This window comes from Pseudomonas sp. FP603 (assembly GCF_030687415.1).
Classification (GTDB): domain Bacteria; phylum Pseudomonadota; class Gammaproteobacteria; order Pseudomonadales; family Pseudomonadaceae; genus Aquipseudomonas; species Aquipseudomonas wuhanensis.
This window is the reverse complement of record NZ_CP117431.1, coordinates 4,345,366-4,370,178: the sequence shown is the minus strand read 5'-3', so window position 1 is coordinate 4,370,178 and position 24,813 is coordinate 4,345,366. Positions and strand designations below refer to the sequence as shown.

The 24,813-nt window shown below is 60.1% G+C and carries 27 protein-coding genes; 7 read left to right on the top strand and 20 right to left on the bottom strand.

Annotated elements, in window-relative coordinates; genetic code table 11:
- Window positions 1-108: 108 nt before the first annotated feature.
- From PSH65_RS20045 to PSH65_RS19970, 16 genes are all read right to left on the bottom strand, one after another.
- Entirely contained in the window at window positions 109-1,137 is a 1,029-nt protein-coding gene (locus PSH65_RS20045; RefSeq protein WP_305421997.1) for a proline racemase family protein, read from the bottom strand.
- Window positions 1,138-1,270: 133 nt separating this feature from the next.
- Complete coding sequence (locus PSH65_RS20040) at window positions 1,271-1,993, bottom strand: amino acid ABC transporter ATP-binding protein (RefSeq protein ID WP_305421995.1); 723 nt, start codon at window positions 1,991-1,993, stop codon at window positions 1,271-1,273.
- Window positions 1,986-2,636 carry an amino acid ABC transporter permease gene (locus PSH65_RS20035; RefSeq protein ID WP_305421994.1) on the bottom strand — a complete coding sequence of 217 codons (651 nt, stop codon included), beginning with the start codon at window positions 2,634-2,636 and terminating at the stop codon, window positions 1,986-1,988. The genes PSH65_RS20040 and PSH65_RS20035 overlap by 8 nt, the downstream gene beginning before the upstream one ends.
- Before the next feature lie 10 nt (window positions 2,637-2,646).
- Window positions 2,647-3,312: an amino acid ABC transporter permease gene (locus PSH65_RS20030; RefSeq protein ID WP_305421993.1), complete on the bottom strand. Its 666-nt coding sequence runs from the start codon at window positions 3,310-3,312 to the stop codon at window positions 2,647-2,649.
- Entirely contained in the window at window positions 3,305-5,083 is a 1,779-nt protein-coding gene (locus PSH65_RS20025) for an aconitase family protein (protein ID WP_305421992.1), read from the bottom strand. Before PSH65_RS20025 ends, PSH65_RS20030 begins: the two co-directional genes overlap by 8 nt.
- Before the next feature lie 10 nt (window positions 5,084-5,093).
- On the bottom strand, window positions 5,094-5,912 hold the full coding sequence (locus tag PSH65_RS20020; RefSeq protein WP_305421990.1) for a transporter substrate-binding domain-containing protein: 819 nt from the start codon (window positions 5,910-5,912) through the stop codon (window positions 5,094-5,096).
- Window positions 5,913-6,282: 370 nt separating this feature from the next.
- Window positions 6,283-6,642 (bottom strand): DUF6124 family protein, encoded by a 360-nt coding sequence (locus PSH65_RS20015; RefSeq protein WP_305421989.1) that lies wholly within the window; start codon window positions 6,640-6,642, stop codon window positions 6,283-6,285.
- Between the two features lie 513 nt (window positions 6,643-7,155).
- Window positions 7,156-7,905, bottom strand: a complete 750-nt coding sequence (locus PSH65_RS20010) for an AraC family transcriptional regulator (RefSeq protein WP_305421987.1) — start codon at window positions 7,903-7,905, stop codon at window positions 7,156-7,158.
- Window positions 7,906-7,976: 71 nt separating this feature from the next.
- A complete protein-coding gene (locus PSH65_RS20005) occupies window positions 7,977-9,230 on the bottom strand; it encodes an FAD/NAD(P)-binding oxidoreductase (RefSeq protein WP_305427025.1) in 1,254 nt (417 codons plus the stop codon).
- On the bottom strand, window positions 9,227-9,463 hold the full coding sequence (locus PSH65_RS20000; RefSeq protein WP_305421985.1) for a (2Fe-2S)-binding protein: 237 nt from the start codon (window positions 9,461-9,463) through the stop codon (window positions 9,227-9,229). Before PSH65_RS20000 ends, PSH65_RS20005 begins: the two co-directional genes overlap by 4 nt.
- The gene (locus PSH65_RS19995; protein ID WP_305421984.1) at window positions 9,456-10,571 is read right to left on the bottom strand and encodes an FAD-binding oxidoreductase; all 1,116 of its coding nucleotides are present in this window, start codon (window positions 10,569-10,571) and stop codon (window positions 9,456-9,458) included. The genes PSH65_RS20000 and PSH65_RS19995 overlap by 8 nt, the downstream gene beginning before the upstream one ends.
- The gene (locus tag PSH65_RS19990; protein ID WP_305421982.1) at window positions 10,568-11,500 is read right to left on the bottom strand and encodes a 4-hydroxyproline epimerase; all 933 of its coding nucleotides are present in this window, start codon (window positions 11,498-11,500) and stop codon (window positions 10,568-10,570) included. The genes PSH65_RS19995 and PSH65_RS19990 overlap by 4 nt, the downstream gene beginning before the upstream one ends.
- 114 nt (window positions 11,501-11,614) lie before the next feature.
- The gene (locus tag PSH65_RS19985) at window positions 11,615-12,286 is read right to left on the bottom strand and encodes a GntR family transcriptional regulator (protein WP_007935506.1); all 672 of its coding nucleotides are present in this window, start codon (window positions 12,284-12,286) and stop codon (window positions 11,615-11,617) included.
- 192 nt (window positions 12,287-12,478) lie between these two features.
- Window positions 12,479-13,018 (bottom strand): cytochrome b/b6 domain-containing protein, encoded by a 540-nt coding sequence (locus tag PSH65_RS19980; RefSeq protein WP_305421981.1) that lies wholly within the window; start codon window positions 13,016-13,018, stop codon window positions 12,479-12,481.
- Between the two features lie 7 nt (window positions 13,019-13,025).
- Entirely contained in the window at window positions 13,026-13,289 is a 264-nt protein-coding gene (locus PSH65_RS19975) for a PepSY domain-containing protein (protein WP_305421980.1), read from the bottom strand.
- Between the two features lie 157 nt (window positions 13,290-13,446).
- Complete coding sequence (locus PSH65_RS19970) at window positions 13,447-15,570, bottom strand: TonB-dependent siderophore receptor (protein WP_305421978.1); 2,124 nt, start codon at window positions 15,568-15,570, stop codon at window positions 13,447-13,449.
- A 183-nt stretch (window positions 15,571-15,753) separates the two neighbouring features.
- Between PSH65_RS19970 and PSH65_RS19965 the strand changes: the two genes are divergently transcribed.
- The 6 genes from PSH65_RS19965 to PSH65_RS19940 all read left to right on the top strand — a co-directional run bounded on the left by PSH65_RS19965 (window position 15,754) and on the right by PSH65_RS19940 (window position 21,156).
- Window positions 15,754-16,119: a metalloregulator ArsR/SmtB family transcription factor gene (locus tag PSH65_RS19965; RefSeq protein ID WP_305421977.1), complete on the top strand. Its 366-nt coding sequence runs from the start codon at window positions 15,754-15,756 to the stop codon at window positions 16,117-16,119.
- A 31-nt stretch (window positions 16,120-16,150) separates the two neighbouring features.
- Window positions 16,151-16,867, top strand: a complete 717-nt coding sequence (arsH, locus tag PSH65_RS19960) for an arsenical resistance protein ArsH (RefSeq protein ID WP_305421976.1) — start codon at window positions 16,151-16,153, stop codon at window positions 16,865-16,867.
- A gap of 10 nt (window positions 16,868-16,877) precedes the next feature.
- A complete protein-coding gene (locus PSH65_RS19955) occupies window positions 16,878-17,882 on the top strand; it encodes an ArsJ-associated glyceraldehyde-3-phosphate dehydrogenase (RefSeq protein ID WP_305421975.1) in 1,005 nt (334 codons plus the stop codon).
- Between the two features lie 9 nt (window positions 17,883-17,891).
- Window positions 17,892-19,112 (top strand): organoarsenical effux MFS transporter ArsJ, encoded by a 1,221-nt coding sequence (arsJ, locus tag PSH65_RS19950; protein ID WP_305421973.1) that lies wholly within the window; start codon window positions 17,892-17,894, stop codon window positions 19,110-19,112.
- A gap of 339 nt (window positions 19,113-19,451) precedes the next feature.
- Entirely contained in the window at window positions 19,452-20,051 is a 600-nt protein-coding gene (locus PSH65_RS19945) for a serine protease (protein ID WP_305427024.1), read from the top strand.
- 202 nt (window positions 20,052-20,253) lie between these two features.
- The gene (locus PSH65_RS19940) at window positions 20,254-21,156 is read left to right on the top strand and encodes a universal stress protein (RefSeq protein WP_305421972.1); all 903 of its coding nucleotides are present in this window, start codon (window positions 20,254-20,256) and stop codon (window positions 21,154-21,156) included.
- Here the strand turns inward: PSH65_RS19940 and PSH65_RS19935 are convergent.
- Window positions 21,150-21,566, bottom strand: coding sequence for a hypothetical protein (locus PSH65_RS19935; protein WP_305421970.1), 417 nt, complete (start codon window positions 21,564-21,566; stop codon window positions 21,150-21,152). The genes PSH65_RS19940 and PSH65_RS19935 overlap by 7 nt on opposite strands.
- A 323-nt stretch (window positions 21,567-21,889) precedes the next feature.
- Here PSH65_RS19935 and PSH65_RS19930 point away from each other — a divergent pair, with 323 nt between their 5' ends.
- A complete protein-coding gene (locus PSH65_RS19930; RefSeq protein WP_205891140.1) occupies window positions 21,890-22,726 on the top strand; it encodes an undecaprenyl-diphosphate phosphatase in 837 nt (278 codons plus the stop codon).
- Window positions 22,727-22,795: 69 nt separating this feature from the next.
- Here the strand turns inward: PSH65_RS19930 and rfaH are convergent, their stop codons facing one another.
- The 3 genes from rfaH to galU are packed head-to-tail and all read right to left on the bottom strand — an operon-like array spanning window position 22,796 to window position 24,610.
- A complete protein-coding gene (rfaH, locus tag PSH65_RS19925; protein ID WP_205891141.1) occupies window positions 22,796-23,302 on the bottom strand; it encodes a transcription/translation regulatory transformer protein RfaH in 507 nt (168 codons plus the stop codon).
- Window positions 23,299-23,727: a phosphomannomutase gene (locus PSH65_RS19920; protein ID WP_305421968.1), complete on the bottom strand. Its 429-nt coding sequence runs from the start codon at window positions 23,725-23,727 to the stop codon at window positions 23,299-23,301. Before PSH65_RS19920 ends, rfaH begins: the two co-directional genes overlap by 4 nt.
- 49 nt (window positions 23,728-23,776) lie before the next feature.
- Window positions 23,777-24,610, bottom strand: coding sequence for a UTP--glucose-1-phosphate uridylyltransferase GalU (gene galU, locus PSH65_RS19915; RefSeq protein ID WP_305421967.1), 834 nt, complete (start codon window positions 24,608-24,610; stop codon window positions 23,777-23,779).
- Window positions 24,611-24,813 lie beyond the last annotated feature (203 nt).

The window sequence follows — 24,813 nt, the reverse complement described above, 5'->3', positions numbered from 1 at the left end:
CCTCCGGTTCGTTTTGGTATTTCGTATACGATATTTTAAATGCCGATACTCGGCCAGTGGTTTTTTCAATCAATCAGGGTTTTTTATAGCCGTTGGTCTGGGGGAGTTTCAGGCACCTGGCCAGGTGTCTGACAGGCGATAGCCCTGTGGCCAGGGATCGCTGGGGTCGAGCAGCAATTGGTGGGTGCCGGTGATCCAGGCCCGGCCGGAAATGCACGGGTAGATCGCCGGGCGGCCGGCCACTTCGGTCATCGAATCGATGCGGCAATGGAATTCGGAACCGAGGATCGAACGGCCGATAAAGCGCTCGCCGACCTGCATCAATCCCTTGGCCTGCAACACCGCCATACGCGCCGAACAACCAGTGCCGGTGGGCGAGCGGTCGATCTTGCCGGGTTGAATCACCACTGCGTTGGCGCCAGTGGCGATGCCATGTTCAACCACGATGGGCGCGGCAATCTGGCAGAAGGAAATATGCGACCACTCGGGGTTCAGCGGATGGACGAAGCCCAACTGTTCATTGGCCGCACGGGTGATTTTCAACCCGACCTCGACCAGCTCGGCCGCCTCGTCAGGGCGGATGGAAAAGCCCAGGCGTTTGGCGTCGGCGATGACAAAACTGTCGCCGCCGTACGCGGTGTCGACCTGCAACGAGCCGAGGCCTTCGACTTCGATCCAGGCGTCGAGGCGGTCAGCGAAGGAGGGCACGTTCTTGATTTCCACTCGTTCGACCTTGCCGTCACGGCAGTCGGCCACGGCCTCGATCAGCCCGCCGGGCGCTTCGAGCACCAGCCGGGTTTGCGGTTCGGTCATCGGCAGGATGCCGCTGTCGAGCAGCACCGTGGCGACGCACAGCGAGTTGGAGCCGGACATCGGTGGCGTGTCGGCCGGTTCCATGATGATCCAGGCCATTTGTGCCCGAGGATCCTTGGCCGGCACCAGCAGATTGACGTGGCGGAACACGCCGCCGCGGGGTTCGTTGAGGACGAAGTTGCGCAGGGTTTCATCCTTCGCGATCCAGCGCGATTGCTCCCACACCGTAGCACCGGGTGGTGGGGCGACACCGCCGACGATCACATCGCCGACTTCGCCTTCGGCGTGGCAGCTGACCACATGAATGACTTTCGATGAGCGCATTGCCTGCTCCATGTTTTGTCTGTTCGGGCCTCATCGCGGGCAAGCCCGCTCCCACAGGTATCTGTGTCGGCCACCAATTTTGTGTACACCACAAACCCTGTGGGAGCGGGCTTGCCCGCGATGAGGCCAGTCGTTATTTCACTGATTTGAGAAACGCCGCCGTTTCCGCATGCACCGGATTGCCAATCACCTGATCCGGCGAGCCAATCTCATGCACCAGGCCATTGCGAAAGAACGCCACGCGGTCGGATACATCCCGGGCAAAGCGGATTTCGTGGGTCACCAGCACCATGGTCATGCCGTCTTCGGCGAGCATGCGCATGGTGTCCAGCACCTCGCCCACCAGTTGCGGGTCGAGGGCCGAGGTGGCTTCGTCGAACAGCATGTAGTCCGGCGACATGGCCAGGGCGCGGGCGATGGCCATGCGTTGCTGCTGGCCTCCGGACAACTTGCCGGGGAAGGTCTTGAGCTTGTCGCCCAGGCCCACATGGGTCAGTTGCTGCACCGCCAGTGCCTCGGCTTCGGCCTTGCTTTTGCCCAGCACTTTGCGCGGCGCCAGCATCACGTTTTCCAGCACGGTCAGGTGTGGGAAGGCATTCCATTGCTGGAACACGATGCCGATTTTCTGCCGCAGGCGGTTGAGGTCGGTGGCGCTGTCATGCACCTCGACGCCGTCGACGCGAATGCTGCCTTTCTGGATCGGTTCCAGGCCGTTGATGCACATCAACAGGGTCGATTTGCCGGATCCCGAGCCGCCGATGATCGACACCACCTCGCCCTTGTTCACCGTCAGGCTGACACCCTTGACCACGGCCAGATCGCCGAAGGATTTATGTACGTTGTCGATCTCAATCATTTTCTTGCCACCTTCTTTCCAGACGAGCGCCCAGGCGTGCGACCACCAGGCTCATGACGTAATAGATAAGGCCCGCGATGCACAGCACCAGCAACGGTTCCTGGATGCGGGTGACGATGGTTTGCGAGGCGCGCAGCAGTTCGACGATGCCGATCCACATCACCAGCGCGGTGTCTTTCATCACACCGAGCACCAGGTTCAGCCAGCCGGGGAAGGCCACGCGGGTAGCCATCGGCAGGACGATCCAGCGCAGGTCCTGCAAAAAACTCAGGCCCAGCGAACGACTGGCCCGCCGCAGGGTGAACGGCACCGACAGCACGCCGCTGCGCACGATCTCGGTGAAGTACGCGGCGGTGTAGACCCCCAGCACAATGCAGCCGACGCTGAAGGCGCTGAGGTTCAAGCCGACGATGCTTTTGAGTGAGTTGAACAGCACGAACTGGATCAACAGCGGCACGCTGCGAAACACGTCCAGCACCCAGGCCAGGGGCAGGCTGGCCCGTGGCAACAGCGCCCGCAGCAGGCCAAACAACAGCCCGGCGAAGGAGCCGAGGATGATCGACCAGAACGTCAGTTGCAGGGTGACCCAGGCGCCATCGAGCAGGAACAGCAGGTCATTCCAGGAAAAACTGGTGGAAAACATGGTCAAGCCCTCAGTAACGGAACAACCGCCAGGCCATCAGCCGGGCTGACGCGACGATCGCCTTGGCAATCAGGTAATACAGCGCCGCGGCGATGGCGAAGTACTCGAAGGTGCGGAACGTTTTGACGTTGTAGTCCTGGGTCACCCCGGTCAGGTCATTGTTCAGCCCGACGATCACCCCCAGTGATGTCATCAACACCGCCCAGACCATCTGATTGGTCAGCGGGTAGAAGACGATCCGCAGCAACTGCGGGACGATGATCATGCGGTAGGCCTGGAAGGCACTCATGCCCAGCGAACGCGCGGCGCGCACTTGGGTGTCGGGGACGGCCTTGAGGCCGCCGCGAAAGTTCTCCGCCAGATACCCGGCATTGTTGAAGGTGATGCCGGCCAGCAGGGCGAACCACGAGCTGACATGCAGGCCCAACGAGCCGAGACCGAAGTAGAGGACGTAGATCTGGAACAGCGACGGGGTGTTGCGCGCGATTGATACCCAGCCGTTGCCGATACCGCGCAGCAGCGGGGTTTTGCTTTCGCGCATCACCGTCAGGGCCAGGGCGATCAGCACGCCGAAGATCATCGACAGCGCGGCGGTCTCGAAGGTGACCCAGGCGCCGGCGAGCATGTCCGGCAGGGCGCGCAGCGCTGAGCGCCATTGGAAGCTGTAGTCAAACATGCGCAGGGCTCTCCAGTAGGGCGGCAGGTTGTAGCCACGCCGGCAGGCGCCCGCTGGCGGTGGCATTGCAGGCGGAATCGACGCATTCGGCGAGGCTGGCAAAATGCACCTTGCGGCCCACCAGGCCGGGTGCGTAATGGGCGTATTTGCCGGAGTTGGTCATCAAGGTTTTTGCGGACAGCGGGATCACCGGCTCGCCGAGCATGCACCAGCAGGTATCGGTGACCAGGGTCGCGCCGAAGGCTTCGATCACGGCGATATGCCCGGCTTCGCGAGCCTGCTCCAGCACGGCGCGGCCGCAAGTAATGGCGAGGATCACGTCGGGGTGTTTGTGCCGACCGAGGCACAGTCGCGCCAGGTGAGCGAACTCGCTGAGAGAGAAATGCGGGTTACCCAACGAGACCACATCCACCCGGCTGTCGCGGGCACTGTTGAGTTCGCGCCAGCTGACTAACAGATCGTTCAGGCGGACTTTTTCCACGGGGATGGAGACATCCATTTCCAGCACTTGTGACGGGTCGATGGCCTCCGGGGTGATCCCGGCGATATGGAACAAGGGGGCGGCGGACGTGGTGGCAAACGCTGCGCCGAACGCTTTGAGGTCGTCCAGGCTCGGCTGATGTTTTTCCAACCCGCGCACCAGTGGAATTCGGCTGCCCGCCAATGCGCCAATGTGGTAACCGAGCAGCGGGTAGAAGGCATCGTCCAGTTCACCCAGGGCGGGCACTTCGACCTGCAATCGGGCCTTGCGTTGTGCGTCCAGGTGGCAGCCGATCAACGGGGCGCGGCCGGTCAGGGCGATGCAGATGTCCAGGTAGTCCGGGTACTTCAGGGTGCGTGCCCCCAGCACGCTGTTGGCGTAGACCACCGCGTTGGATTCGGCCCAGACGATCTGCTCGCCCGCCTTCGGCGCGCTGTCGAGCAGGTAGGGCGCACAGGTGAAACTGAGTTGCGCACCCATCGCCATATAGGCATCGCCCAAGGCGCTGGCCGGTTCGCCAAGCGCCGGGTCGATGCCCAATTCGCGCCAGCGACGCTGGTCCACGGAAATCGAATTGAGGGTGGTGGGCACCCGCACTTTTGCGCCCCATTGCACCAGTTGTTCGGCAAAGCGCAGGCTTGCTGGCCCGGTGTAGATGCAGCCGTCGATGTGCGCCTGGGTGACATCCACCAGGCGGCGGGCGCCTTGCAATTCGGCCATGCGCAGAACGATCTGCATGGCCACTTGCGCGGCCTTGCCCTGCAGGCCGTCGAGCAACGCCCGGTCGTGCTCGGTGAGTTCGAGCGGGGCGCTTGGGTCTTGCGTTTGCAATGGGCTGTCGAGTGCCTGCCAGGCATCGCCCGGCAGGTGTTCGAACACGGTTACCGAGGCGCCGTCGACCCGAGCGAAGGCCTTGCCGCGCAACGCGGCGAAGGCCTCCCGGCCGATGCACAGCACCGGCAGGGAACGCTCGAAAATCGTCTGCGCGACGAGCACGCCCAAGGTCAGGATCTCATCGGGTTCGGCCAGCACCAATGCGGCCGGTGCGTGGCCGTTGCTGATCAGTTCCATCAACACGCTGCTGCCGGTGCACGAGCCGCGACCGCTGGGAATGGCCAGCACGCGGCCGGCCAGGTATTCGCCGCTGAGGGGGTGGTGACGGTCAATGATCTCGCCGCTGAACGGATCGACCCCGCCCCAAAAACTCAACCCGATATCGGCGAACAGCAGGGCGCCCTCGGCGGCGCCCGCGACCAGACTGCGACCAGTCAGAGAAGTGGGCCTAGGCATGCCGGACACCTCAGTAGTAGACCTGGGGCACGGTCAGGTTGGTCGGCGAAATTTCAGTGCCGACCCATTTGACGAACAGCTCCTTGTAACGACCGGTGCGCACCTGTTGGTTGACGAACAGGTTGAGGTAATTGAGCAGGCCATACTCGTTGCGCTTGGCTCCGAGGGAAACGTAGTCGATCACGTACGGTGCGTTACCAGCGACTTTCAGGTTTTTGTATTTGCCCGACTTGAGGGTGGCGGCGGCCACGGTGTTGGTGACTACGGTGGCGGCGATATGGCCCTGGGCGACGGCCAACAGGGTGTCGTTCTGCGACTGATAAGCGCGGAAGGTGCCAGTGCCCCAGCTCTTCACGTCTTTCTCCAGAGCGATGGCTTCATAGGTGCCGCTGGTGTTGCCCACGGGTTTGCCCTTGAGGTCATCGAAGCTGTTGATGCCGGTGTCGTCGCGGGTCAGCACCACCATCTGAAAGGCGAAGTAGGGCACGGTGAGGCCGACGGTCTTGGCCCGTTCGAGGGTGTCGGAAGTGGAAGCGACGATCACGTCAGCCCGCCCGGAGACCAACGCCGGAATGCGGTCCGGGAACGGCGTCTCGACCACTTCGGCCTCGACCCCGAGGATTTTCGCCAGGTCATGGCAGTAGTCCACGTCGAAACCGGTCGGGTTGTTACCGGCATCGCGAAAACCCATGGGCGGGAAGTCCAGGGTCACGGCGCAGCGCAGCTTGCCCGAACCGATGATGTCGTCGAGCTTGTCGGCCTGGGCGGTGGCGATAAAGGAGGTACTGAGAACAGCGCTGAGGGCTACGGCAAATGCGGGGTTTTTCATAGAGGCCTCGTTGATGTGAAGTGCTGTTGGATATCGTATTGGGGATTTCGTATACGATATTAAATATAGCAATCAACGTGCCCGTTTCCAGGCCGGGGCGTGAATTTATTGTCAGGGCTTGGTGTAGAGGTGTTGCAGTGCGTCAGAGTGACGCCGTGAGGGGCGAGGTTCGCACTGGCGGGTGTTACAGATGGGAGCAATGGTTGTGCGGGGCGCGCCTTTAAGGAACACCGGCGCCCTGTTGATGGTGATCGTTCCCACGCTCTGCGTGGGAATGCAGCCCGGGACGCTCCGCGTCCCATCCAGAGCCGAACGCGGAGCGTCCGTTGAGGCATTCCCACGCAGAGCGTGGGAACGATCAGTGCGTCTGTTAGCCCTGCGGATCGAGGTTATCCAGCACTCGATTCACCGCCAGCTCCCCGAGCATGACCACCGATTGAATCCCCAACATCACGTTGCGATGGGGCATCTCCATCAACCCGGCGAACTCACTGAGCATCATGCTGGCTGACGCCAGGGATTCGCAGGCGTTGACCAGCAGGGTTTCGTTATCGACCTTCTCACCCACATGGTAAATGGTGCTGGGTTTGCGCTGGGTGTCTTTGGGGATGGGTGGTTTGAGGTAGTGGTCCAGGGCGCGGTCGGCGGCTTCGTGGAGTTTTTTGGAATCGAGGGATTCGTAGGGGGAAACGTCGTCGGTTTCCGGAGGATTTGGCGTTGCTTTGAACATAGATGGAACTCCATATGTGATTAAAGGAGCCATCACCCTCGCTACCAAACGAAGAGGTGGTGGCCATACGAAGGTTGGTAGACCGGCCCACATGGAAAAACCGGCGTGCCCGAGGGCACCCTACGCATGGCCACCATAAAAACAAATGCTGAAAGCATCTGCATAAGGTGAAGCTATGCGACATGTGGACGGCGGGCTACCAAACCCGATCGCTGTTTTTTTCAGCGACAGGGAAACGATATAGCCCGGGCCACAGGCGCACTAGCCGGCGGATTCTGGCGTAGTCGTAGGCAGAGGCGCAAGAATGTGTAGCCTGAGTGAGTGTCTGGAAGTGTCATTTAAACAGTGCTTGTTTAGCGGTCTGACACCGAGCCTTGTGGTGGCTGTACCGGCCTCATCGCGGGCAAGCCCGCTCCCACAGTGATTGGTGTCGTTCACAAATTCTTTGGCCAACGCAGATACCTGTGGGAGCGGGCTTGCCCGCGATGAGGCCCGAAAAAACACCCACATTCCCTAACGCTGAGTATCGCGATACTGACTCGGTGACAAACCGGTCAACGCACGAAACTGTCGGCTGAACGCACTGTGGTCGGTATAACCACAACGCAAGGCGATCTCGGTGATCGGCAGGTCGCTGTGCAGCAACAGCCGAGAACCTTCATCCAGGCGCGCCTTGTTGATCATCTGCCGTGGCGTGAGCTGGAACACCCGTTTGCAGTGACGCTCCAGTTGCGCCACGGAGTAACCGGCGATGGCGGTCAGTTCGGCAAGGCTGATGGGGCGGGCGAAGTGGCTGCGGATGTGCGCGTCCACGGCGGCGAGTTTCTGGTACGCGGGGTGATTGGACTGTGGCGATTGCAGGTCGCGGGAGATTCCGGCCAGGCCCACGATGTGGCCCTGTTCATCCTTCAAGGCGAGTTTGTGGGTCAGGCACCAGATCGGCTGGTTGCCGTAATACAGGTGCAGTTCCAGTTGGTCGGCCAGTTCGCGGCCGCTGGACAGCACCCGCCGATCCTGTTCGGTGTACAGCGGGCCGAAGCGTTCCGGGAAGACCATTTCGGCGGTGCGCCCCAGCAACTCTTCGCGATGTTTGAAACCGCAACGCCGGGCCAGGGTCTGGTTGACGAAGGCGTAGCGGGCTTCGCGGTCCTTGATGAAAAACACCACGTCCGCCAGGGTGTCGAGCAGCGGCGCTATCGGCTGCAGGCTGTTCAGCAGCGTGGGCAGGTCGCAGGGTGTGAAGGTGCTGAGCGAGGGATACATGGCGCTGGGGTCTGGTGGCGACCCCGGGATCATAGAGGCTCGGCTGTGTTGCTGAAACCCCCGAGGGGGTTTCAGGCCGGCGGGGTGTCGTCCAGGCACATCAAGGTCTCGATCCGCGCGGGGCTGAAGGGCGGGCGGGGCGCTGAAGGTTGCCAGCCAAACAGGTGCTGCACCGCGCCGCCACACACCCGACCCTGACAGGCGCCCATGCCGCAGCGACTGGCCAGCTTGGCTTCGCGCCAGTCCGTGTGCCCGGTCAATGCGGCGTAGGGCACGTCTTCGCAGCGGCAGACCAGGGTGTCGGGACGGGCCAGGGATTTGAGTTGCGGGTCGAGGACGAAGGCCTGATTCAGTGCCTTGGCGAAACCCTGCCAGCGCGCACGGCGTGGCCATAACTGACGCGCCGCTTCAAGGTCACCGACCGCCGCGTGCCCAGCAATGGCACCTTCGACCAAGGCCAGTTCACTGCCGCCAAACCCGGTGCATTCACCCGCCGCATAATGATCGACGCGACTGGCCTGCCAGGCATCCACGGCCAACGCCTGACCCTCGATGGCGTAACCCAGTGCCTGGCCCAATTGAATGTTCGGGATCAAGCCGAAACCACAGGCCAACCGATCACAGGCCAGTTCGATGATTTTGCCCTGCTGTTGCAGGCGCACACCTTCCAGCCGGTCAGTGCCAAGGGCGGCCAGTACATGCGTCGCGGTGCGGTAATGGCGGTCGAGCAGGCCGAACGATTGCAACCATTTGCCAGGCCAGCGGGGCAGTTGCGCGGCGAAACCGGCGACGGCGGTGCGTGAGGCTTGCTCGGCGATGCGCGGGATCTGCGCGCCGTGCTTTTTTGCGGTGGCGGCACTCGCCAGCAACAGCGGGCCGCTGCCGGCGATCACCACGCGCTCCCCCTGCACCGGCAGGCCCGCCTTGATCAGCGCCTGCAAGCCACCGGCGCCGGTCACGCCGGGCAACGTCCAGCCGGGGAAGGGCAGCAGCAACTCGCGGGCGCCGGTGCACAGAATCAGTTTGTCGTAGCTAATCAACCAGCCGTTGTCCTCATCTTCGACGAGTAGCTGTTTCGGACCGGGACTGGCGATCACCCGAGTACCGGCGTGATGGCGAATGTTGCTGCACGCCTGCAAACGTTCACGCAGGCGACGGGCCTGATCGGGTACGTTGGCTTGAGGGCCGTCACGCCAGATTTGCCCGCCTGGTAGCGGATTGTCGTCGAGCATGACGATGCGTGCGCCACTGGGGGCAGCGGCAAGAGCAGCGGACATGCCAGCGGGGCCGGCACCGATGATCAGCAGATCGGCGTATTCGTTCATGGGCATGTCTGCACCTGCATGCCGTCGCGGCACAGAGTCTGGCAGGCCAGGCGTCGCCGGCCGTCGATGGTCACCCGGCATTCCTGGCAAATGCCCATGCCGCACAGCGGTGCGCGGCGCTGGCCACTGACCGAAGTGCGTGTGCATCCGTTACCGCCCAGCGCCAAGGCTGCGGCGACGCTGGTGCCCTCGGCCACCTTCAAGGCGCGGCCGTCCAGCAGTAATTCAGGCATGGGCGGGTTCTCCGAGGAAACGCTGGGGCAGATAGGGTTGCGCGGCCAGTGGCGGGGTTTCGTTGAACAGCTGCGCCACCAGCAAGTCGGCCGTGCCGGGAGCGGTGGTGACGCCCAACCCTTCATGACCGACGGCGAGCCACAAGCCCTGTTGCTGTGGGTGCTGACCCACCAGCGGCAGGCCGTCGGGGCTGGCGGCGCGAAAGCCGGTCCAGGCGCGGATGCCGTTGAGCCGGGCCAGCCCTGGCATGTACTCGGCGGCGCGCTTGAGCATTTTCGCCAGCATCCAGCCTTCGACCTGCGGATCGGTGGTGCCGAATTGCCGCGAGGCACCGATGAACAATTGCCCGGTGGGGCGCGGCTGAATATTGCAGGCGGTGGATGGCCCGGTGGCGTTGTGGGCGCTGGTGACGTAACCCAGTTCCACCAGAGTGTGGGTGATCGTGCGCGGGTAGCGGTCGGTAATCAGCAGGTGACCTTTTTTCGGCTCGATGGGCAACTCCGGGCACAGTTCATTGGCTTGAATGCCGTTGGCCAACACCACCGCTTCGGCCCGCAACCACTGACCGTCATCAAGGCATACACGGTGACCATCGACCGCGCTGACCCGCGCCCGGTGCTGACGGATGTTCGGCGTGTCGAGCATCCAGCGAGCCGTCGCCGGCGCATACAGAATGCCGTCACCATTGATCAGCAAGCCGCCTTCCAGGCCCTCGCGCAGTTCCGGTTCACGCTGGCGCAAGGCACTGGCGCTGACCAGTTCGCACGCCACGCCCTGGGCTTTCAGGTTCAGGTATTTGCTGTGGGCGACCGCCATTTCCTCGGCGTTGGCCGCCAGCCACAGTGTGCCGTTGTTGCGGTAAGCGCAGCCGTCAGGCAGGTCCGGTGCCAGCTCGCGCCAGCGTTGCAGGGAATATTGACTCAGGGCCAGCTCGGCCGGGTTGTCGTCGAGCACCAACAGGTGGCCCATGCCCGCTGCCGTCGCACCGTGCAGGCCGGCGTCCAGCACCAGCACCTGCAAGCCACGCCGGGCCAGCGCCTGGGCGCAGGCGGCGCCGATGATGCCGGCGCCGATCACGATCACATCGGCCACCAGGCCCTCGCTCATGGGCGAATGCCCCAGGCGAACGGGTCATCCTGTTCGATGATCAAACTGGCTTCGGCGCTGATAAAGGCACGGCCACGAATGGTCGGCACGATGCGCTCGCCTTGCCATTCGTAAGAGCCTTCGAACTCGCTGCCGATGACACTGGCCTGACGCCAGATCTGCCCCGGTTGCAACTTGTCGTCGGCCGCCAGGCACGCCAGTTTGGCACTGGTGCCGGTGCCACACGGTGAGCGGTCATAGGCCTTGCCGGGGCAGAGTACGAAGTTGCGGCTGTCGGCGTGATCGTCATCGGCGAACAGCTCGACATGGTCGATCAGCCCGCCGTCTTCGCCACGAATGCCTTGGGCCTCCAGCGCCTGCTGCACGGCGTAGGTGTAAGCGGTCAGCGCGTCGAGGTTGTCGCCGACGACCCGCAGGCCATGCTCGGCGATCAGGAAAAACCAGTTGCCGCCCCAGGCGATATCGCCGACGACTTGGCCGATGCCCGGCACCTGCAACACCAGCGCCTTGCGGTAACGGTAGGCCGGCACATTGCGCACGCTCACCGAATGGTCTTCGTGCAGGGTCGCCTGCACCGTCCCCACCGGCGTCTCGATGCGGTGCACGCCGGGGCCGATCTTGCCCAGGTGCGCCAACGACGCCACCAGGCCGATGGTGCCGTGGCCACACATGCCCAGGTAACCGGTGTTGTTGAAGAAAATCACCCCGGCACAGGCGCTCGGGTCCACCGGTGTGCAGAGCAGGGCACCCACCAATACGTCGCTGCCTCGTGGTTCCAGCACACAGGCGGCGCGCCATTGATCGTGATGGTCGGCCAGATGCTTGCGCCGTTCGGCCATGCTGCCGGTGCCCAGATCAGGAAAGCCGGCGGTCACCAGACGGGTCGGTTCGCCACCGGTGTGGGAGTCGATCACGGTGATGCGTTTCATGGGAGGGCCACGTCCGTTCAGATGAGTGAACGCAAGAGTGGCCTGTGCGGCGGGGTGCCGGCTTGATGGATTTATCCTGTGCCGATGACGAAATCGGCACAGCATCCTGAACCGTCAGTGGGCGTGAGGCAGGTGCTCGAACAGGGTTTTGCAGACCCCGGCAATGTGTTCGTCCAACAGCTTCACCGCCAGCTCCACATCGCCGGCACGACAGGCTGCGAGGATTTCGCGATGCTCGTGATCGGCCCGTTCCTTGCCGGCCGACAGGCTCATTTGCATGCGCAGGTAGCGCTCCAGCTTGTCGTTGACCGAACGAATCAGGCTGACCAGAAACGGCCGTTGTGCCGGTTCGTAAAGGCAGGCGTGCAGCTCCCAATTGAGCTCGGCCCAGCGGCCCACGTCGTCCTCACCGATGAATTCCTGACAGATGCGCTCGGCACGGGCGAAGGTTTCTTCAGTCATGTTGGGTATGGCCAGGCGCAGTATTTTGTCTTCCAGCAACATGCGCACCTCGAACATCTGCGCCAGCTCGGCATCGGAAACCCGCGTGACCATCGCCCCGCGATTGCGCTGGAACATCACCAGCCCTTCGGCTTCCAGCCGCTTGAGCGCCTCGCGCACCGGAATCTTGCTGACGTTGAACTGGCGGGCAATGTCGTCCTGGCGAATCGGTTCATCTTCGGCAAAATGCCCGGCGACGATGGCGTCGCGCAGATGACGGGTGATGATTTCCGAGGTCGAAGGCGTATTGCCAAGGTCGGGAGCGTTGAGTTTGGGTAGGTTCACGGCGGCGGTCGTTTGGAAGTGAGATAGCGATAGGGTATACGAAATCCTTTCGCTGATCTTCCCCGTGGGTGCGGCGGTGCGGCTATCCGACTTGCTCGCGAAGACGGTGGCACAGTCCAACATTGATGTCGTCTGACACACCGCTTTCGCGGGCAAGCCCGCTCCCACAGGGATTGCGCTGAATCGGGCTCTTTATTCGTCGGCGTTTTTCTTGCGTCGATGGCCTGTGATCATCGACAGCGGCAGGTTTTCACGCAAACGGATGCTTTCCACCAGTGCGGCGACGATATGCACGCCAACCAGCGTGAGCAGCGCATTGGCCATGAACTCGTGGACATCACGCAGCCAGTCTTCGCCGAAGAAGTAGTCCACTTCCTCCATCAGGAAACCGCTGATGCCCAGGCCGGTCATCAACAGCAGCATGAGAACCATAACCAGTGCACCGATGGGTGAGTGCCCCATGCGGTGATAGCCCTGGCCGGAAAACAGCGCCCGGCCATGTTGGGCGACACGCGACGGGGTCGGCCAGAAGTCTGACCAACGTGCCGCCGGCGGGCCGATGAACCCCCACACCACGCGCACCAGCACAACCGCCACGGCGTAATAGCCGAGCCAGCGATGCCAGGCGTCTCCCTCCTCATTGAGGAAGTAGTCGCTGATAAAGACAACCACCAGGGACCAGTGGCAAACGCGTACGAGAGGGTCCCAGAGGCGCAGGGTTTCAGCTTTCATCTTTGTCTTATTCGATCTCTTCTTTCACGACCTTGCCGGACACCGGATCAAAGTAGATCTCGACTTTACGCTTGTCTTTGTCCCAGCCGTAGATTTCGTAGCAATTGCCGGCAGTGACCTTGAACTTCTTGATGTTATAGCCCTTGGCCTTGAGCTCTTCCTGAAACTTGGCCTGGTCTTGCCATTGGGCTTTGTCGGCCTTGGTGCATTCAGTACCGGCGAAAGCTAGGGGAGAAGCGGCCATAAGGGTGAGCAACAGAAGTTTGCGCATGGGTTTTCCTCGAAATATTGTTGTTGTCTGACAACGCGAGAGATTCTCAATCACTCATCGCGCGCTGAAGATTAAATGAGCTTTGAATCATTGTCACGATGTTGCGCACTGCAAACAAACGCCCCTGGATGCAGGGCGTTTGATTTCAGGTTTTCACTCAGAACCGGTAGTTGGTACTCAACTCCAGAGTGCGTGGCGCTCCGGGGGTGATCAGGTCCACCGAGCCATGGGCCGAGGCGTAATAGTCCTTGTCGAAGACGTTGCGCAAACGCAGCGCCATGTCCCACTTCGGCAGGTTATAGAGCAACGCCGCGTCCACGGTGGTGTAGGCGGGCATGACCACCTGGTTGTCCAGGGCGGTGTAGCGGTCATCGACATAGTTCGCCCCCATACCCACGCGCCAGGTGTTGGTGAGCGAGCGCACCAGCCAGAGGTTGGCACTGTGACGCGGGGTCAGGGTCGGTGTCTGGCCTTCGTTGGCGACGCCGTTGGTCCGGTTGTTGGATTTGGTGATCTCGGCATCCAGGTAGGCGTAACCGGCATAGACCTGCCACTTGTCGCTCAATTGCCCGCTGGCGGTCAGTTCCAGGCCGTCGGTGCGCTGCTCGCCCGACAGAACCAATTTGGTCGGGTTCGCCGGATCGGTGGTTTTCATGTTGGTGCGTTCCAGTCGGAACAGCGCTGCCGTCAACGCTAGGCGATTGTCGAGCAGGTCCCACTTGCCGCCGATCTCGAAGTTGGTGGTTTGCTCCGGCTCAAGGTCCTGGTTGCTAGTGCTCAGGGCGAAGACTTCGGAGGAGGGTTGATATGAGCGACTCACCGAAATGTAGTAGGACTGAACCTGATCAGGCTGGTAGACCAGGCCTGCGCGCGGGCTCCAGGTGTTGTCAGTTCGGGACATGGAGGCGCGCGTCAGGTCATCCGAATATTCCTGGTCGAACACGTCATAGCGCACACCCAGCAACGCTTTCCAGTGCGGGGTCAGTTCAATCAGATCCTGGACGTAGAAACCGGCCGTGTCCTGGGTAGTGGTGCCTTTGGCGGTTTGCCGGTTGGCCTGGAACGGCACGTCGACCAGAGCATCGCGGTACACCGGGACTCGCGCAACGTTGGATTGGCTGAAGACGGATTGATCCTTGATCTGACGCCCCAGCTCCACGCCATAGAGCAGGTTGTGGTTCATCCCGGCGAGCGTAGCCAGTTGCTTCAGTTCGGTCTGGTTGAACCAGCCGTCTTCCTTGCGCTGCACATTGCCGCGATTGAGTTTTATCAGCAACTCGCCATTGGGGGCGGTGACGAAACGGGTCGGGCTGGAGTCGGCGAGGGTGTTGTTGCGATCCAGATCGTAGTGGTAGTAGCGGCTGGTGTTGCTCAGGGTGAAGTCGTCGTTGAGGCGGTAGTCGACACCGGCGGTGAACGAGAACACTTCGCTGCGGGTGTAATCGTCATCCGGGTCGGATGAACCGAAGCGCTTGTCCCGATCGACATCGACCGGGCGATCGCCCCGAGCGGGAATGCCGAAGTCGATCAAGCGCTTGTCGTACAGGTACGTAGCACCCAGGTTCAGCTCAAGATCGTCGGAGAGTTTGAAGTAGGCCGAAGGCGCAATCGCTTTGCGATCGATATAGCCGTCATCGCGGAAGGTGTCGCTGTTCTCCAGCGCACCGGTCACCCGGAAGGCCTTGTCGTTTTGCTGCTGATCGGCCCAGCCGGCGTCGAACTGCGTGCGCTTTTTGCCCTCGCTGTCGAAGCTGACACCCGCTTCCTGCTTGGGGGTGAAGTTGGGTTTCTTGCTGATGCTGTTGATCAGGCCACCGGATGAACCGCGGCCATAAAGCACCGCTGCCGGACCCTTGATCACTTCCACGCGCTCGACGTTGGACAGATCGCGGAAGTACAACGCGTCGTCACGCACACCGTCGATGTACATGTCGCCGATGGCACTGAAGCCGCGAATGGTGACCTGGTCGCGCTGGCCATCGCCATTGGAAAGTCCGATGCCGGGGACGTTCTTCAACACGTCTTCCATCGACCGCGCGCCCTGATCCTTGATCACGCTCTGGGGGATCACGTTCACCGTTTGCGGGATATCCCGTAGCGGGGCGTCGATCTTCAGCGCGCTGCGGCTGTCGGTCGGCTTGTAGCTCTGCTCGCTGTAATCACTGGTCACAGCGGTTGCAGGCAGGGCCAATGCCGATTGGGTTTCTGCTTGCAAATCAGGTACTGCAAAAAGCCCCAGCAGTGAGAGAGAGGCCGGGTAAATGCGCGGTAAAGCCACCATGAGCTCCTTTTTTAATTATTGCGCTAATGATAACGATTACCTTTTGTAAGTAAATAAATATCATTCACATACAACGCCGAAACATTTGCCGTTGACCCGTACATGCGGGAAAACGTATATTCGAAAAAACGCATATATCGGTATTCACCTTTGTTGCGTGAACACCAAACGCTGAGAAACCCAATGGCTGACCAACTGACGCCGACCACTGTTTTCAAATGCCTGGCTGACGACAACCGGGTCCGCATAATGCTGCTCATCGCCCGTGAAGGTGAGCTGTGCGTCTGTGAGCTGACCTGTGCGTTGAATGAGAGCCAGCCCAAAGTCTCCAGGCACCTGGCGCAATTGCGCACATGCGGATTGCTCTCGGACCGTCGGCAGGGCCAATGGGTTTACTACCGACTGCACCCGAATCTTCCGGGCTGGGTGCATCAGGTGTTGACCGTGGTGCTCGACTCCAACGGGCACTGGTTAAGCCCGGATGCCAAACGCCTTGAGGAAATGGGTGACCGTCCCGAACGGGCAGCTGCCTGCTGTCCGGTTCGATGACTCCAGAGCACTATTGCGCAGGACAATGACCATGCACGATGACCACATGCCCCAACTCGATACCGAACTGGTTGATCTCCCGTCGACCGACAAGCTAGGCATCGAAAAGACCTCCATCCACAAGCCGCGCATTTTGCTGCTGTACGGATCGACCCGTGAGCGCTCCTTCAGTCGCTTGCTGGTCGAGGAGGCCGCCCGGCTGCTACAGCACTTCGGCGCCGAGACGCGGGTTTTCAATCCGTCTGGTTTGCCGCTGCCTGATGATGCTGGCGACGATCACCCACGGGTGCAGGAACTGCGCGAATTGATGTTGTGGTCGGAGGGGCAGGTCTGGTGTTCACCAGAGCGTCACGGTTCGATGAGCGCGGTCTTCAAGGCGCAGATCGACTGGGTGCCACTCGCGATGGGCGCCGTACGCCCGACCCAGGGCAAGACCCTCGCCGTCATGCAAGTGTGCGGTGGCTCGCAGTCGTTCAACGTAGTCAATCAGCTGCGGGTGCTGGGGCGCTGGATGCGCATGTTCACCATTCCCAACCAATCCTCCGTGCCGAAGGCTTTTATGGAATTCGACGATAACGGCCGGATGAAACCTTCGCCGTTCTACGACCGTGTCGTGGATGTGATGGAAGAATTGGTGAAATTCACCCTGCTGCTGCGCGACCGTCAGGACTATCTGGTCGATCGTTATTCCGAGCGCAAGGAATCGGCGCAAGAACTCATGAAACGTGTCAATCAGCGCTCTATTTGAAGGGGGAAACATGACTATCAAAGTGGGCATCAATGGTTTTGGTCGCATCGGTCGCCTCGCTCTGCGCGCAGCCTGGCGCTGGCCAGAGTTTGAGTTCGTGCAGATCAACGATCCGGCGGGCGACGCGGCAACCCATGCGCATCTGCTGAACTTCGACTCGGTGCATGGCCGTTGGAATGACCAGGCCGACTCCGAGGGCGACAGCATCGTCATCGACGGCAAACGCATCAAGGTCACCGCCAACAAGGCGATTGCCGACACCGATTGGTCGGGCTGCGATCTGGTGATTGAAGCCAGCGGCAAAATGAAGACCGTCGCGGTGCTTCAGGCTTACCTCGACCAAGGCGTGAAACGCGTGGTGGTCAGCGCTCCGGTGAAGGAGCAGGGCGCGCTGAACATCGTCATGGGCGTCAACCATCAGCTGTTTAACCCGGCGGAACATCGCATCGTTACTGCCGCGTCATGCACCACCAACTGTCTGGCGCCGGTGGTGAAGGTGATCCACGAGAAACTGGGCATCCGCCACGGCTCGATCACCACCATCCACGACCTGACCAACACCCAAAGCATCCTCGATCAGCCGCACAAGGATCTGCGCCGGGCACGGGCTTCGGGCATGAGCCTGATCCCGACCAGCACCGGCTCCGCCACCGCCATCGCCGAAATCTTCCCGGAACTGCGCGGGCGTCTGAATGGCCACGCCGTGCGCGTGCCGTTGGCCAACGCTTCGCTGACCGATTGTGTCTTTGAAGTCGAGCGCGTCACCACGGTTGAAGAAGTGAATCAGTTTCTCAAGCACGCGTCCGAGAACGAACTGAAGGACATCCTCGGTTTCGAGGAGCGTCCACTGGTGTCCATCGACTACCGCACCGACCCGCGCTCATCGATCATCGATGCGCTGTCGACCATGGTCATCAACGGTACTCAAGTCAAAATCTATGCCTGGTACGACAACGAATGGGCTTACGCGAATCGCACCGTCGAATTGGCCAGGATGGTCGGTCTGGCCGTTTAAGGAGCGGTGATGAAAACGTTGTCAGCCCTCGCTCCGCCAGTGCGGCAGTACCTGCTCGTGACGGGCAATTACTGGGCCTTCACCCTCACCGACGGTGCTTTGCGCATGTTGGTGGTGCTGCACTTTCACGCGTTGGGCTACAGCCCGCTGCAAATCGCGGCGTTGTTTCTGTTCTACGAACTTTTTGGTGTGATCACCAACTTGGTGGGCGGCTATCTCGGCGCCCGACTGGGCCTGAACCGGACCATGAACATCGGGCTGGGGATGCAGGTTGTGGCGCTGTTGATGCTGACGGTGCCAGTGGCCTGGCTGACGATCCCTTGGGTGATGGGCGCGCAAGCGTTGTCGGGGATCGCCAAAGACCTGAACAAGATGAGCGCCAAAAGCTCGATCAAGCTGTTAGTGCCCGATGGGCAGCAGGGCAAGCTTTACCAATGGGTAGCCATCCTCACCGGCTCGAAGAATGCACTCAAGGGTGTCGGTTTCTTTCTCGGTGGGGCATTGCTCGCGCTGATAGGTTTCAAGGGAGCACTGCTGGCCATGGCAGGCGTCCTGGCGCTGATTTGGGTCAGCAGCTTGATCCTGTTGAAGAAGGATTTGGGCAAGGCCAAAGCCAAGCCCAGGTTTCGCGACATCCTGTCCAAGAGCCGGGCCATCAACATTCTGTCGGCGGCCCGGATGTTTCTGTTCGGTGCTCGCGATGTCTGGTTTGTCGTGGCTTTGCCGGTGTACTTGAGCAGCGTCTTTGGCTGGGATTTCTGGAAGGTCGGTGGATTCCTCGCGGCCTGGGTGATCGGCTACGGCATTGTGCAATCGTTCGCCCCGCGAATCACCGGCAAGCAACGGGGGCATGTTCCTGATGGTCGAGCGGCGTTTCTGTGGGCGCTTGCCCTGGCAGGCCTGCCCGCGGCAATCGCTCTGGGCCTAAACAGCGGGTTGTCGCAACAAGGGGTGCTGTTAGGCGGCTTGATGGTCTTTGGTGCGCTGTTCGCGGTGAACTCCTCGCTGCACAGCTACCTGATCGTGTCCTATGCCAAGGAAGATGGCGTGTCGCTGGACGTGGGTTTTTACTACATGTCCAACGCCATGGGACGGCTGATCGGCACCGTGCTCTCGGGCTGGGTTTATCAGGCTTTGGGGCTGGGGGCGTGTTTATGGATATCCAGCGCATTTGTTATTTTCGCGGCATTGATTTCTGTGGCGTTACCGAGGCATGCCGAAGTGAGTTAAATTGGCTGGCGGCGGCTGTTTCACTGGCTTTACTCGAAGTATGTAACTTTCATTTTTATTTTTCTTACTTGTGGTTTGCCATTTTTCAGGCGTCAAATATTTGCAGTTTGTTATATGGATCGAAAAGCAATTAGCCTTAGCACAATTCATTCATACGCATTTATTAAAACCTCAGCCATAAATAACCAACCAGACCAGAGTGCGAGGAAAACTACAAGCGCCTGACAACTAAAGATTCACCACAACAAAAAATCAAAACCTCCTTATAAGTCGGTGATAATCATGATTAAAGTCATGGCCTACTTTTTAACAGGAGCTGTTCTTGCAGGATGCAACGGTATGGTAAAACCCGACTTGTCGGGGCCTGCCAATGATTCATACTTTTCTGTCTTCTCGGGCTTTCCTTTGCCCTATCTGTACATGGCCTCGGCCGTGCAATGGAACGAAGACTATGCCGTCACTACTCGCCACACCCCCCTCATCCGCAACGTGAAATACAGCTGCAGCACTGGCTGCGACCTTGTTTTCATCCAGCACAAGGCCGACGGCCGCTACCCGTCATGGCGCGCACCGCGTGTGGGTGAACACATCACGGCCGTGGGGGCGAGCCCCTACATGACGACCGTCACCGGGCAAGGCAAGGTGTACCCGGCGCCTTTCATCAATAGCGATGAAGGCAGCGGCGAACGCTATGCCATCCATGATGCTCCGATGATAAAAGGAATGTCGGGTGGCCCCGTCATCGCCAGTGACGGCAACATTGTCGGTATCAATGTCGGCTTTTTCTCCACCACCCTTAATGATGTGAGTTTTCACCCTGGGTTAAAGGGGGCTGAAAGAGTCAGCATCTTTATCCCTTACGCGACTATTCAGCGTGAATGGGAGCTGATGCAGGTGAAGCTTAACGATCCGCATGGCGCGAAGTATGCGAAGAAGTAACTTTGCGTCGTCAAACAATTGGCCGTCGGGATGGGGTTCATCGTGGTGGATACGATGATCCACATCTTGGCGGGTTAGTTGAATCCAGGCGTATATTGATTGTGTCGATCCGGGTCATTGAGGCGATAGCAGATCGCTGGCGGCGCGACAGACGAGAGGCTGGGGGAGCGAGCAGATATCCCAGAACGTTTGGAGGTTTGACATGAGCCAATATCAACGACTCTTTCTAATAGCCGGTCCCACCATGCGTCACACGCCGGCGCTGCAGCGGGCCGTCGCCCTTGCCGAAGCCACGGGCGCAGCGCTGCATATCACGGTGTTCATCGAAGATTCCAACATCCTGGGTTTGATCCATGCCAGTGCGCGGTTTCGTGAGGCTTGCCAGCAAGAGAACGAAAAATGGCTCAAGGATGAAGCCGATCTGATTCGTGGGCGCGGGATCAACCTGAGTACCGAGGTGCTTTTCACACGCGACGCACTGCAAGAGATCCTTCAACACGTGACAACAACGCAGGCGGATCTGGTTATCAAGGACGTGCAGCATGAGTCGGCGCTCAAACGCGTTTTCATCACGCCTCTGGATTGGCATCTGCTGCGTGAATGTCCGGTGCCTGTCCATCTGGTCAGCGAAGTCAGTTGCCCACTTCCGCGCGTGATCGTGGCGGCAGTCGATCCGTCGCATCCAGAGACTCAGATCACTGGAATCAACGACCTGATCGTCCAGGCTGCGAACGAATTGGCAACGCAATGCCAGGCAGAAATGCATCTGCTGTATGCCTACGATCTATCGCAGACGCATATATCCGATGCGGGCGCGGGTGCAGTGACGATGCCCGGCTTCAACAGCGACGTGCGCAAGTCTTTGCACAAGTCATTCATCACATTGGCCGATCACTACGGCGTGCCCACCGAACGGCAACACTTCGTTGCAGGGCCGCCCGGTAAAGCGCTGGCCGACTTTGCAGCGCATCACCGGGCCGACGTGATCGTCATGGGCAATGCGCATCGCAAGGGGCTGGAGAAATGGGTGGGCAGTACCACGGAACATGTTCTGTATCGGGTGCCCTGCAACATTCTCGCAGTCACCGGGCAAGCGGATCAATAAACGGATCCGTTGTTAAGTGAGCTGGAAAGGGGGCCTCGGCGGCCGGCTCGGGATTTTTTCAGGGCGCGTGCCGAGATATCCCGGTAGGTGTCACTATCGGTCGCCGCGAGCAGCTTTCCACCGTCCTTCAATGTGGCCATAAAGGTCACCTCGGTGTTTTTGCCGGCAAGCAGATAGCCGGCGATGGCTCCGACGGGACCGAGCAACATGGCGCCCGCGAGCCCCAGGCCTATGGCGGACTTGATGTTCTTGTTGGAATCAGTGTTCTGAATGGTCAGATCTTTAAACTCCGAGACCGGGAAGCTGGTTCCAAGCCGGGGTTTGACGGACGTTTTGAGAGTGATGGTTCCAAGGTGATATTCCCCGGCGCCCTGCGGGAAGTCACCGGCGAGCACTATGATCTTTGCCATGTGGAGTGTTCTCTTGGGCGATCATTTTTGGGTAGGACATTGCGCGCGCCCAAAATCAAAACGTCAACGATCCGACGATGAGTGGCATCCATAGATTTGCGATAAACAAGTACCAGTCCTGCAAAACAATTTCATTCGCAGGCGTAGGCCATTTGCAGGAGGCCGGCGCTGGTGTTCCGACATGGACGTTTTATAACGTTTAGCTCAACCAGGCAGAGAGTGCGCTTTAATCTTCCGCTGGTCCGACAGGTTCAATCGCGATCAGGACAAATGCTCGGCATCATCAACAGACCTTTCAGCCGAGAGGGTTTAACGGGGGATTAATGGACTTCTGGACCACTACGCAGGTATCGATTCTAGGGTTGGTTGAAGGGCTGACAGAGTTTTTGCCCATTTCCAGTACCGGTCACCAGATTATTGCCGCGGACTTGCTCGACTTCGGCGGCGAGCGAGCCATGGCGTTCAATATCATTATTCAATTGGGGGCTATTCTGGCGGTCGTCTGGGAGTTCCGTCGCAAGATTCTGGAGATCACCACCGGCTTGCCGACCCAGCGTAACGCGCAACGTTTCACGCTGAATCTGTTGATCGGTTTCTTGCCGGCGGTTGTCCTGGGTGTGATGTTCGCCGACAAGATCCATGAGTATCTGTTCAACCCGATCACCGTGGCCGTGGCGCTGGTGATAGGTGGAATCATTATGTTGTGGGCCGAACAACGCGAACATGTAGTGGTGATCGATCACGTGGACGAGATGCGTTGGACCGATGCCTTGAAAGTCGGTTGCGCACAGTGCCTGGCGATGATCCCCGGTACTTCACGTTCGGGTTCGACGATTATCGGCGGGTTGCTGTTTGGCCTGTCACGCAAGACGGCCACTGAGTTTTCGTTCTTCCTGGCGATGCCGACAATGGTGGGTGCCGCGGTGTACTCGGGCTATAAGTATCGCGACCTGTTCCAGGCCGCAGACTTGCCGGTCTTTGCCCTGGGGTTTGTCGCTGCATTCCTCTTTGCGATGATTGCCGTGCGCGGGTTGCTCAAGTTCATCGCCAACCATAGCTATGCCGTGTTTGCCTGGTACCGGATCGGGTTCGGTTTACTGATTCTGGCGACGTGGTTTTTGGGTTGGGTCGACTGGAATCACCTCTCGGAAGCGGCGTAGGTTTTCCTGCATCCAAAAAAAACGCCGCTTGTTGTTGAGCGGCGTTTTTGTGTGAGCAGCTTAAAGAATCTAAAGCTTGTTGACCCGCGCCAGCGGCAGGCTGATTTGCTGTTCACGCTGCAGGAAATTCAGCATCAGCAGCACCCGTTCCTCGCCGTCCATGGCCAGGAACACCGCTTCGAGATCGCAGAATGGACCTTCAGTGATGCGCACCGCATCTCCGTGTTTCAACAGCGTGGTCACGATCGCCTGGCTGTCCCGTTCCTGGAGTTCGTCGATCAATGCATCGCGGATAGGCAGTGGCTGACCGCCGAACCCGACGACGCGCGAAACACCGCGGGTCGAGCGCAGCGGACCCCAACTGTCCTGCAGGCTCAGGTGAATAAACAGATAGCCTGGAAACAACGATTCGCTGATCACTCGACGCTGCCCGCGCAAAACGCGCTCACGCCTGTAGGTAGAGCGAAAACAGTCATAGCCCTGACGCTGCAAATGTTCCTCGGCGCGCTCATCCTGTTTGGGCTTGCACTGGAGCAGGTACCAGGCTTTGGGGGCGTGTTCTGCTATGGCGTTCATTCGAATGCCTCCTGTGCATCGATCTGCTCCAGCAGCTCGGCGGTTTTGCGCTGCATGAGCGAGCTGTCGCCGCGACTTTCCACGGTCAGGCACGTCACGCAATCCTCGCCCGAGAGGCGCAAGCTGAAGCGCCAGTCGGCAAAGACCAGGTTCAGCCCGTCGTTCTCGTTGATGTCCAGAGCATCGACGGCGTAGCGCTGCTTGATGCTCGCCAGCAACGCCGGGCCATCCTTGACTTGACGGCGGATCTCTCCGGAGGAGGGGAAGGCGCCGATGCGTTCCACCAGCAGCACCGGTTTCTGCACGCGGGAAAAAATCAGTTCCGACGCATAGGCGCGCACGATGCGGTACGCGAGGTTGTGCTTAAGGTCAGCGCCATACGGGTGGCGACTGTCATCTGCCTTGAAACCGCTCAACGTATTCATAGAGGCTTCGTCCATAGGGTAATTAAGACCATATCGGGGCGCAGCAACATCACAGGGCGTTCTGATGCAGATGCTCGAAACAGAAGTTGGTGGCTTCGATGTAACCCTCCGCACCGCCACAATCAAAGCGTCGGCCCTCGAACTGATAAGCCAGTACGCAGCCGTTCTGGGCCTGCTTCATCAGCGCATCGGTGATCTGGATTTCACCGCCCTTGCCAGGCTCGGTGTCAGCGATCAGGTCGAAGATATCGGGGGTCAGAATGTATCGACCGATGATAGCCAGGTTGGACGGGGCATCTTCCGGGCGCGGCTTTTCAACCATGCTGTTGACCCGGTAAATCCCCTCGCGAATCAGCTCGCCGGCAATCACGCCGTACTTCTGAGTCTGCTCACGGGGCACTTCCTGAATGGCCACGATCGAACAGCGGAACTGCTCGTAGAGCTTGAGCATTTGCGCCAGCACGCCATCGCCCTCAAGGTTCAGGCACAGGTCGTCGGCCAGCACCACGGCGAATGGCTCATCACCGATCAATGAACGACCACTGAGAATGGCGTGCCCCAGACCCTTCATCTCCACCTGACGGGTATAAGAAAAACTGCAGGTATCGATCAGTTCACGAGTGCCGTGCAGGTACTTTTCCTTATCGGTGCCACGAATCTGATGTTCCAGCTCGTAGCTGGTATCGAAATGATCCTCCAGCGCGCGCTTGCCCCGGCCGGTGACGATGGCCATATGTTGCAGGCCGGCGTCACGCGCTTCCTCTACGGCATACTGGATCAGCGGCTTACTGACAATCGGCAGCATCTCCTTCGGCATGGCCTTGGTGGCGGGTAAAAAGCGGGTCCCATAGCCGGCGGCGGGGAACAGGCATTTACGAATCATGGAAGCGTCCTTGAAAGTAGACTGATGGAGTGGCTAATGGCAGAAGGAAAGATTCGAGCCAGATTGGCGGAATCGGTCACGCTGGGGAGCGCGGGCTCGAAGCGGCCCGATCACTCGAGAAAAATGTGTGCAACGCGCTCGCCAGAGGCGGGCAGGGGATATATCGGGTGGTCGGTTGGCCGGCGAGCATGCCCGGTTGTTCC

Excerpts from the sequence above, each read along its gene's own strand:
- PSH65_RS20045 (WP_305421997.1), bottom strand. The coding sequence starts at position 1,137 with ATGCGCTCATCGAAAGTCATTCATGTGGTCAGCTGCCACGCCGAAGGC.
- PSH65_RS20040 (WP_305421995.1), bottom strand. The coding sequence starts at position 1,993 with ATGATTGAGATCGACAACGTACATAAATCCTTCGGCGATCTGGCCGTG.
- PSH65_RS20035 (WP_305421994.1), bottom strand. The coding sequence starts at position 2,636 with ATGTTTTCCACCAGTTTTTCCTGGAATGACCTGCTGTTCCTGCTCGAT.
- PSH65_RS20030 (WP_305421993.1), bottom strand. The coding sequence starts at position 3,312 with ATGTTTGACTACAGCTTCCAATGGCGCTCAGCGCTGCGCGCCCTGCCG.
- PSH65_RS20025 (WP_305421992.1), bottom strand. The coding sequence starts at position 5,083 with ATGCCTAGGCCCACTTCTCTGACTGGTCGCAGTCTGGTCGCGGGCGCC.
- PSH65_RS20020 (WP_305421990.1), bottom strand. The coding sequence starts at position 5,912 with ATGAAAAACCCCGCATTTGCCGTAGCCCTCAGCGCTGTTCTCAGTACC.
- PSH65_RS20015 (WP_305421989.1), bottom strand. The coding sequence starts at position 6,642 with ATGTTCAAAGCAACGCCAAATCCTCCGGAAACCGACGACGTTTCCCCC.
- PSH65_RS20010 (WP_305421987.1), bottom strand. The coding sequence starts at position 7,905 with ATGTATCCCTCGCTCAGCACCTTCACACCCTGCGACCTGCCCACGCTG.
- PSH65_RS20005 (WP_305427025.1), bottom strand. The coding sequence starts at position 9,230 with ATGAACGAATACGCCGATCTGCTGATCATCGGTGCCGGCCCCGCTGGC.
- PSH65_RS20000 (WP_305421985.1), bottom strand. The coding sequence starts at position 9,463 with ATGCCTGAATTACTGCTGGACGGCCGCGCCTTGAAGGTGGCCGAGGGC.
- PSH65_RS19995 (WP_305421984.1), bottom strand. The coding sequence starts at position 10,571 with ATGAGCGAGGGCCTGGTGGCCGATGTGATCGTGATCGGCGCCGGCATC.
- PSH65_RS19990 (WP_305421982.1), bottom strand. The coding sequence starts at position 11,500 with ATGAAACGCATCACCGTGATCGACTCCCACACCGGTGGCGAACCGACC.
- PSH65_RS19980 (WP_305421981.1), bottom strand. The coding sequence starts at position 13,018 with ATGAAAGCTGAAACCCTGCGCCTCTGGGACCCTCTCGTACGCGTTTGC.
- PSH65_RS19975 (WP_305421980.1), bottom strand. The coding sequence starts at position 13,289 with ATGCGCAAACTTCTGTTGCTCACCCTTATGGCCGCTTCTCCCCTAGCT.
- PSH65_RS19970 (WP_305421978.1), bottom strand. The coding sequence starts at position 15,570 with ATGGTGGCTTTACCGCGCATTTACCCGGCCTCTCTCTCACTGCTGGGG.
- PSH65_RS19965 (WP_305421977.1), top strand. The coding sequence starts at position 15,754 with ATGGCTGACCAACTGACGCCGACCACTGTTTTCAAATGCCTGGCTGAC.
- arsH (WP_305421976.1), top strand. The coding sequence starts at position 16,151 with ATGCACGATGACCACATGCCCCAACTCGATACCGAACTGGTTGATCTC.
- PSH65_RS19955 (WP_305421975.1), top strand. The coding sequence starts at position 16,878 with ATGACTATCAAAGTGGGCATCAATGGTTTTGGTCGCATCGGTCGCCTC.
- arsJ (WP_305421973.1), top strand. The coding sequence starts at position 17,892 with ATGAAAACGTTGTCAGCCCTCGCTCCGCCAGTGCGGCAGTACCTGCTC.
- PSH65_RS19945 (WP_305427024.1), top strand. The coding sequence starts at position 19,452 with ATGGTAAAACCCGACTTGTCGGGGCCTGCCAATGATTCATACTTTTCT.
- PSH65_RS19940 (WP_305421972.1), top strand. The coding sequence starts at position 20,254 with ATGAGCCAATATCAACGACTCTTTCTAATAGCCGGTCCCACCATGCGT.
- PSH65_RS19935 (WP_305421970.1), bottom strand. The coding sequence starts at position 21,566 with ATGGCAAAGATCATAGTGCTCGCCGGTGACTTCCCGCAGGGCGCCGGG.
- PSH65_RS19930 (WP_205891140.1), top strand. The coding sequence starts at position 21,890 with ATGGACTTCTGGACCACTACGCAGGTATCGATTCTAGGGTTGGTTGAA.
- rfaH (WP_205891141.1), bottom strand. The coding sequence starts at position 23,302 with ATGAACGCCATAGCAGAACACGCCCCCAAAGCCTGGTACCTGCTCCAG.
- PSH65_RS19920 (WP_305421968.1), bottom strand. The coding sequence starts at position 23,727 with ATGAATACGTTGAGCGGTTTCAAGGCAGATGACAGTCGCCACCCGTAT.
- galU (WP_305421967.1), bottom strand. The coding sequence starts at position 24,610 with ATGATTCGTAAATGCCTGTTCCCCGCCGCCGGCTATGGGACCCGCTTT.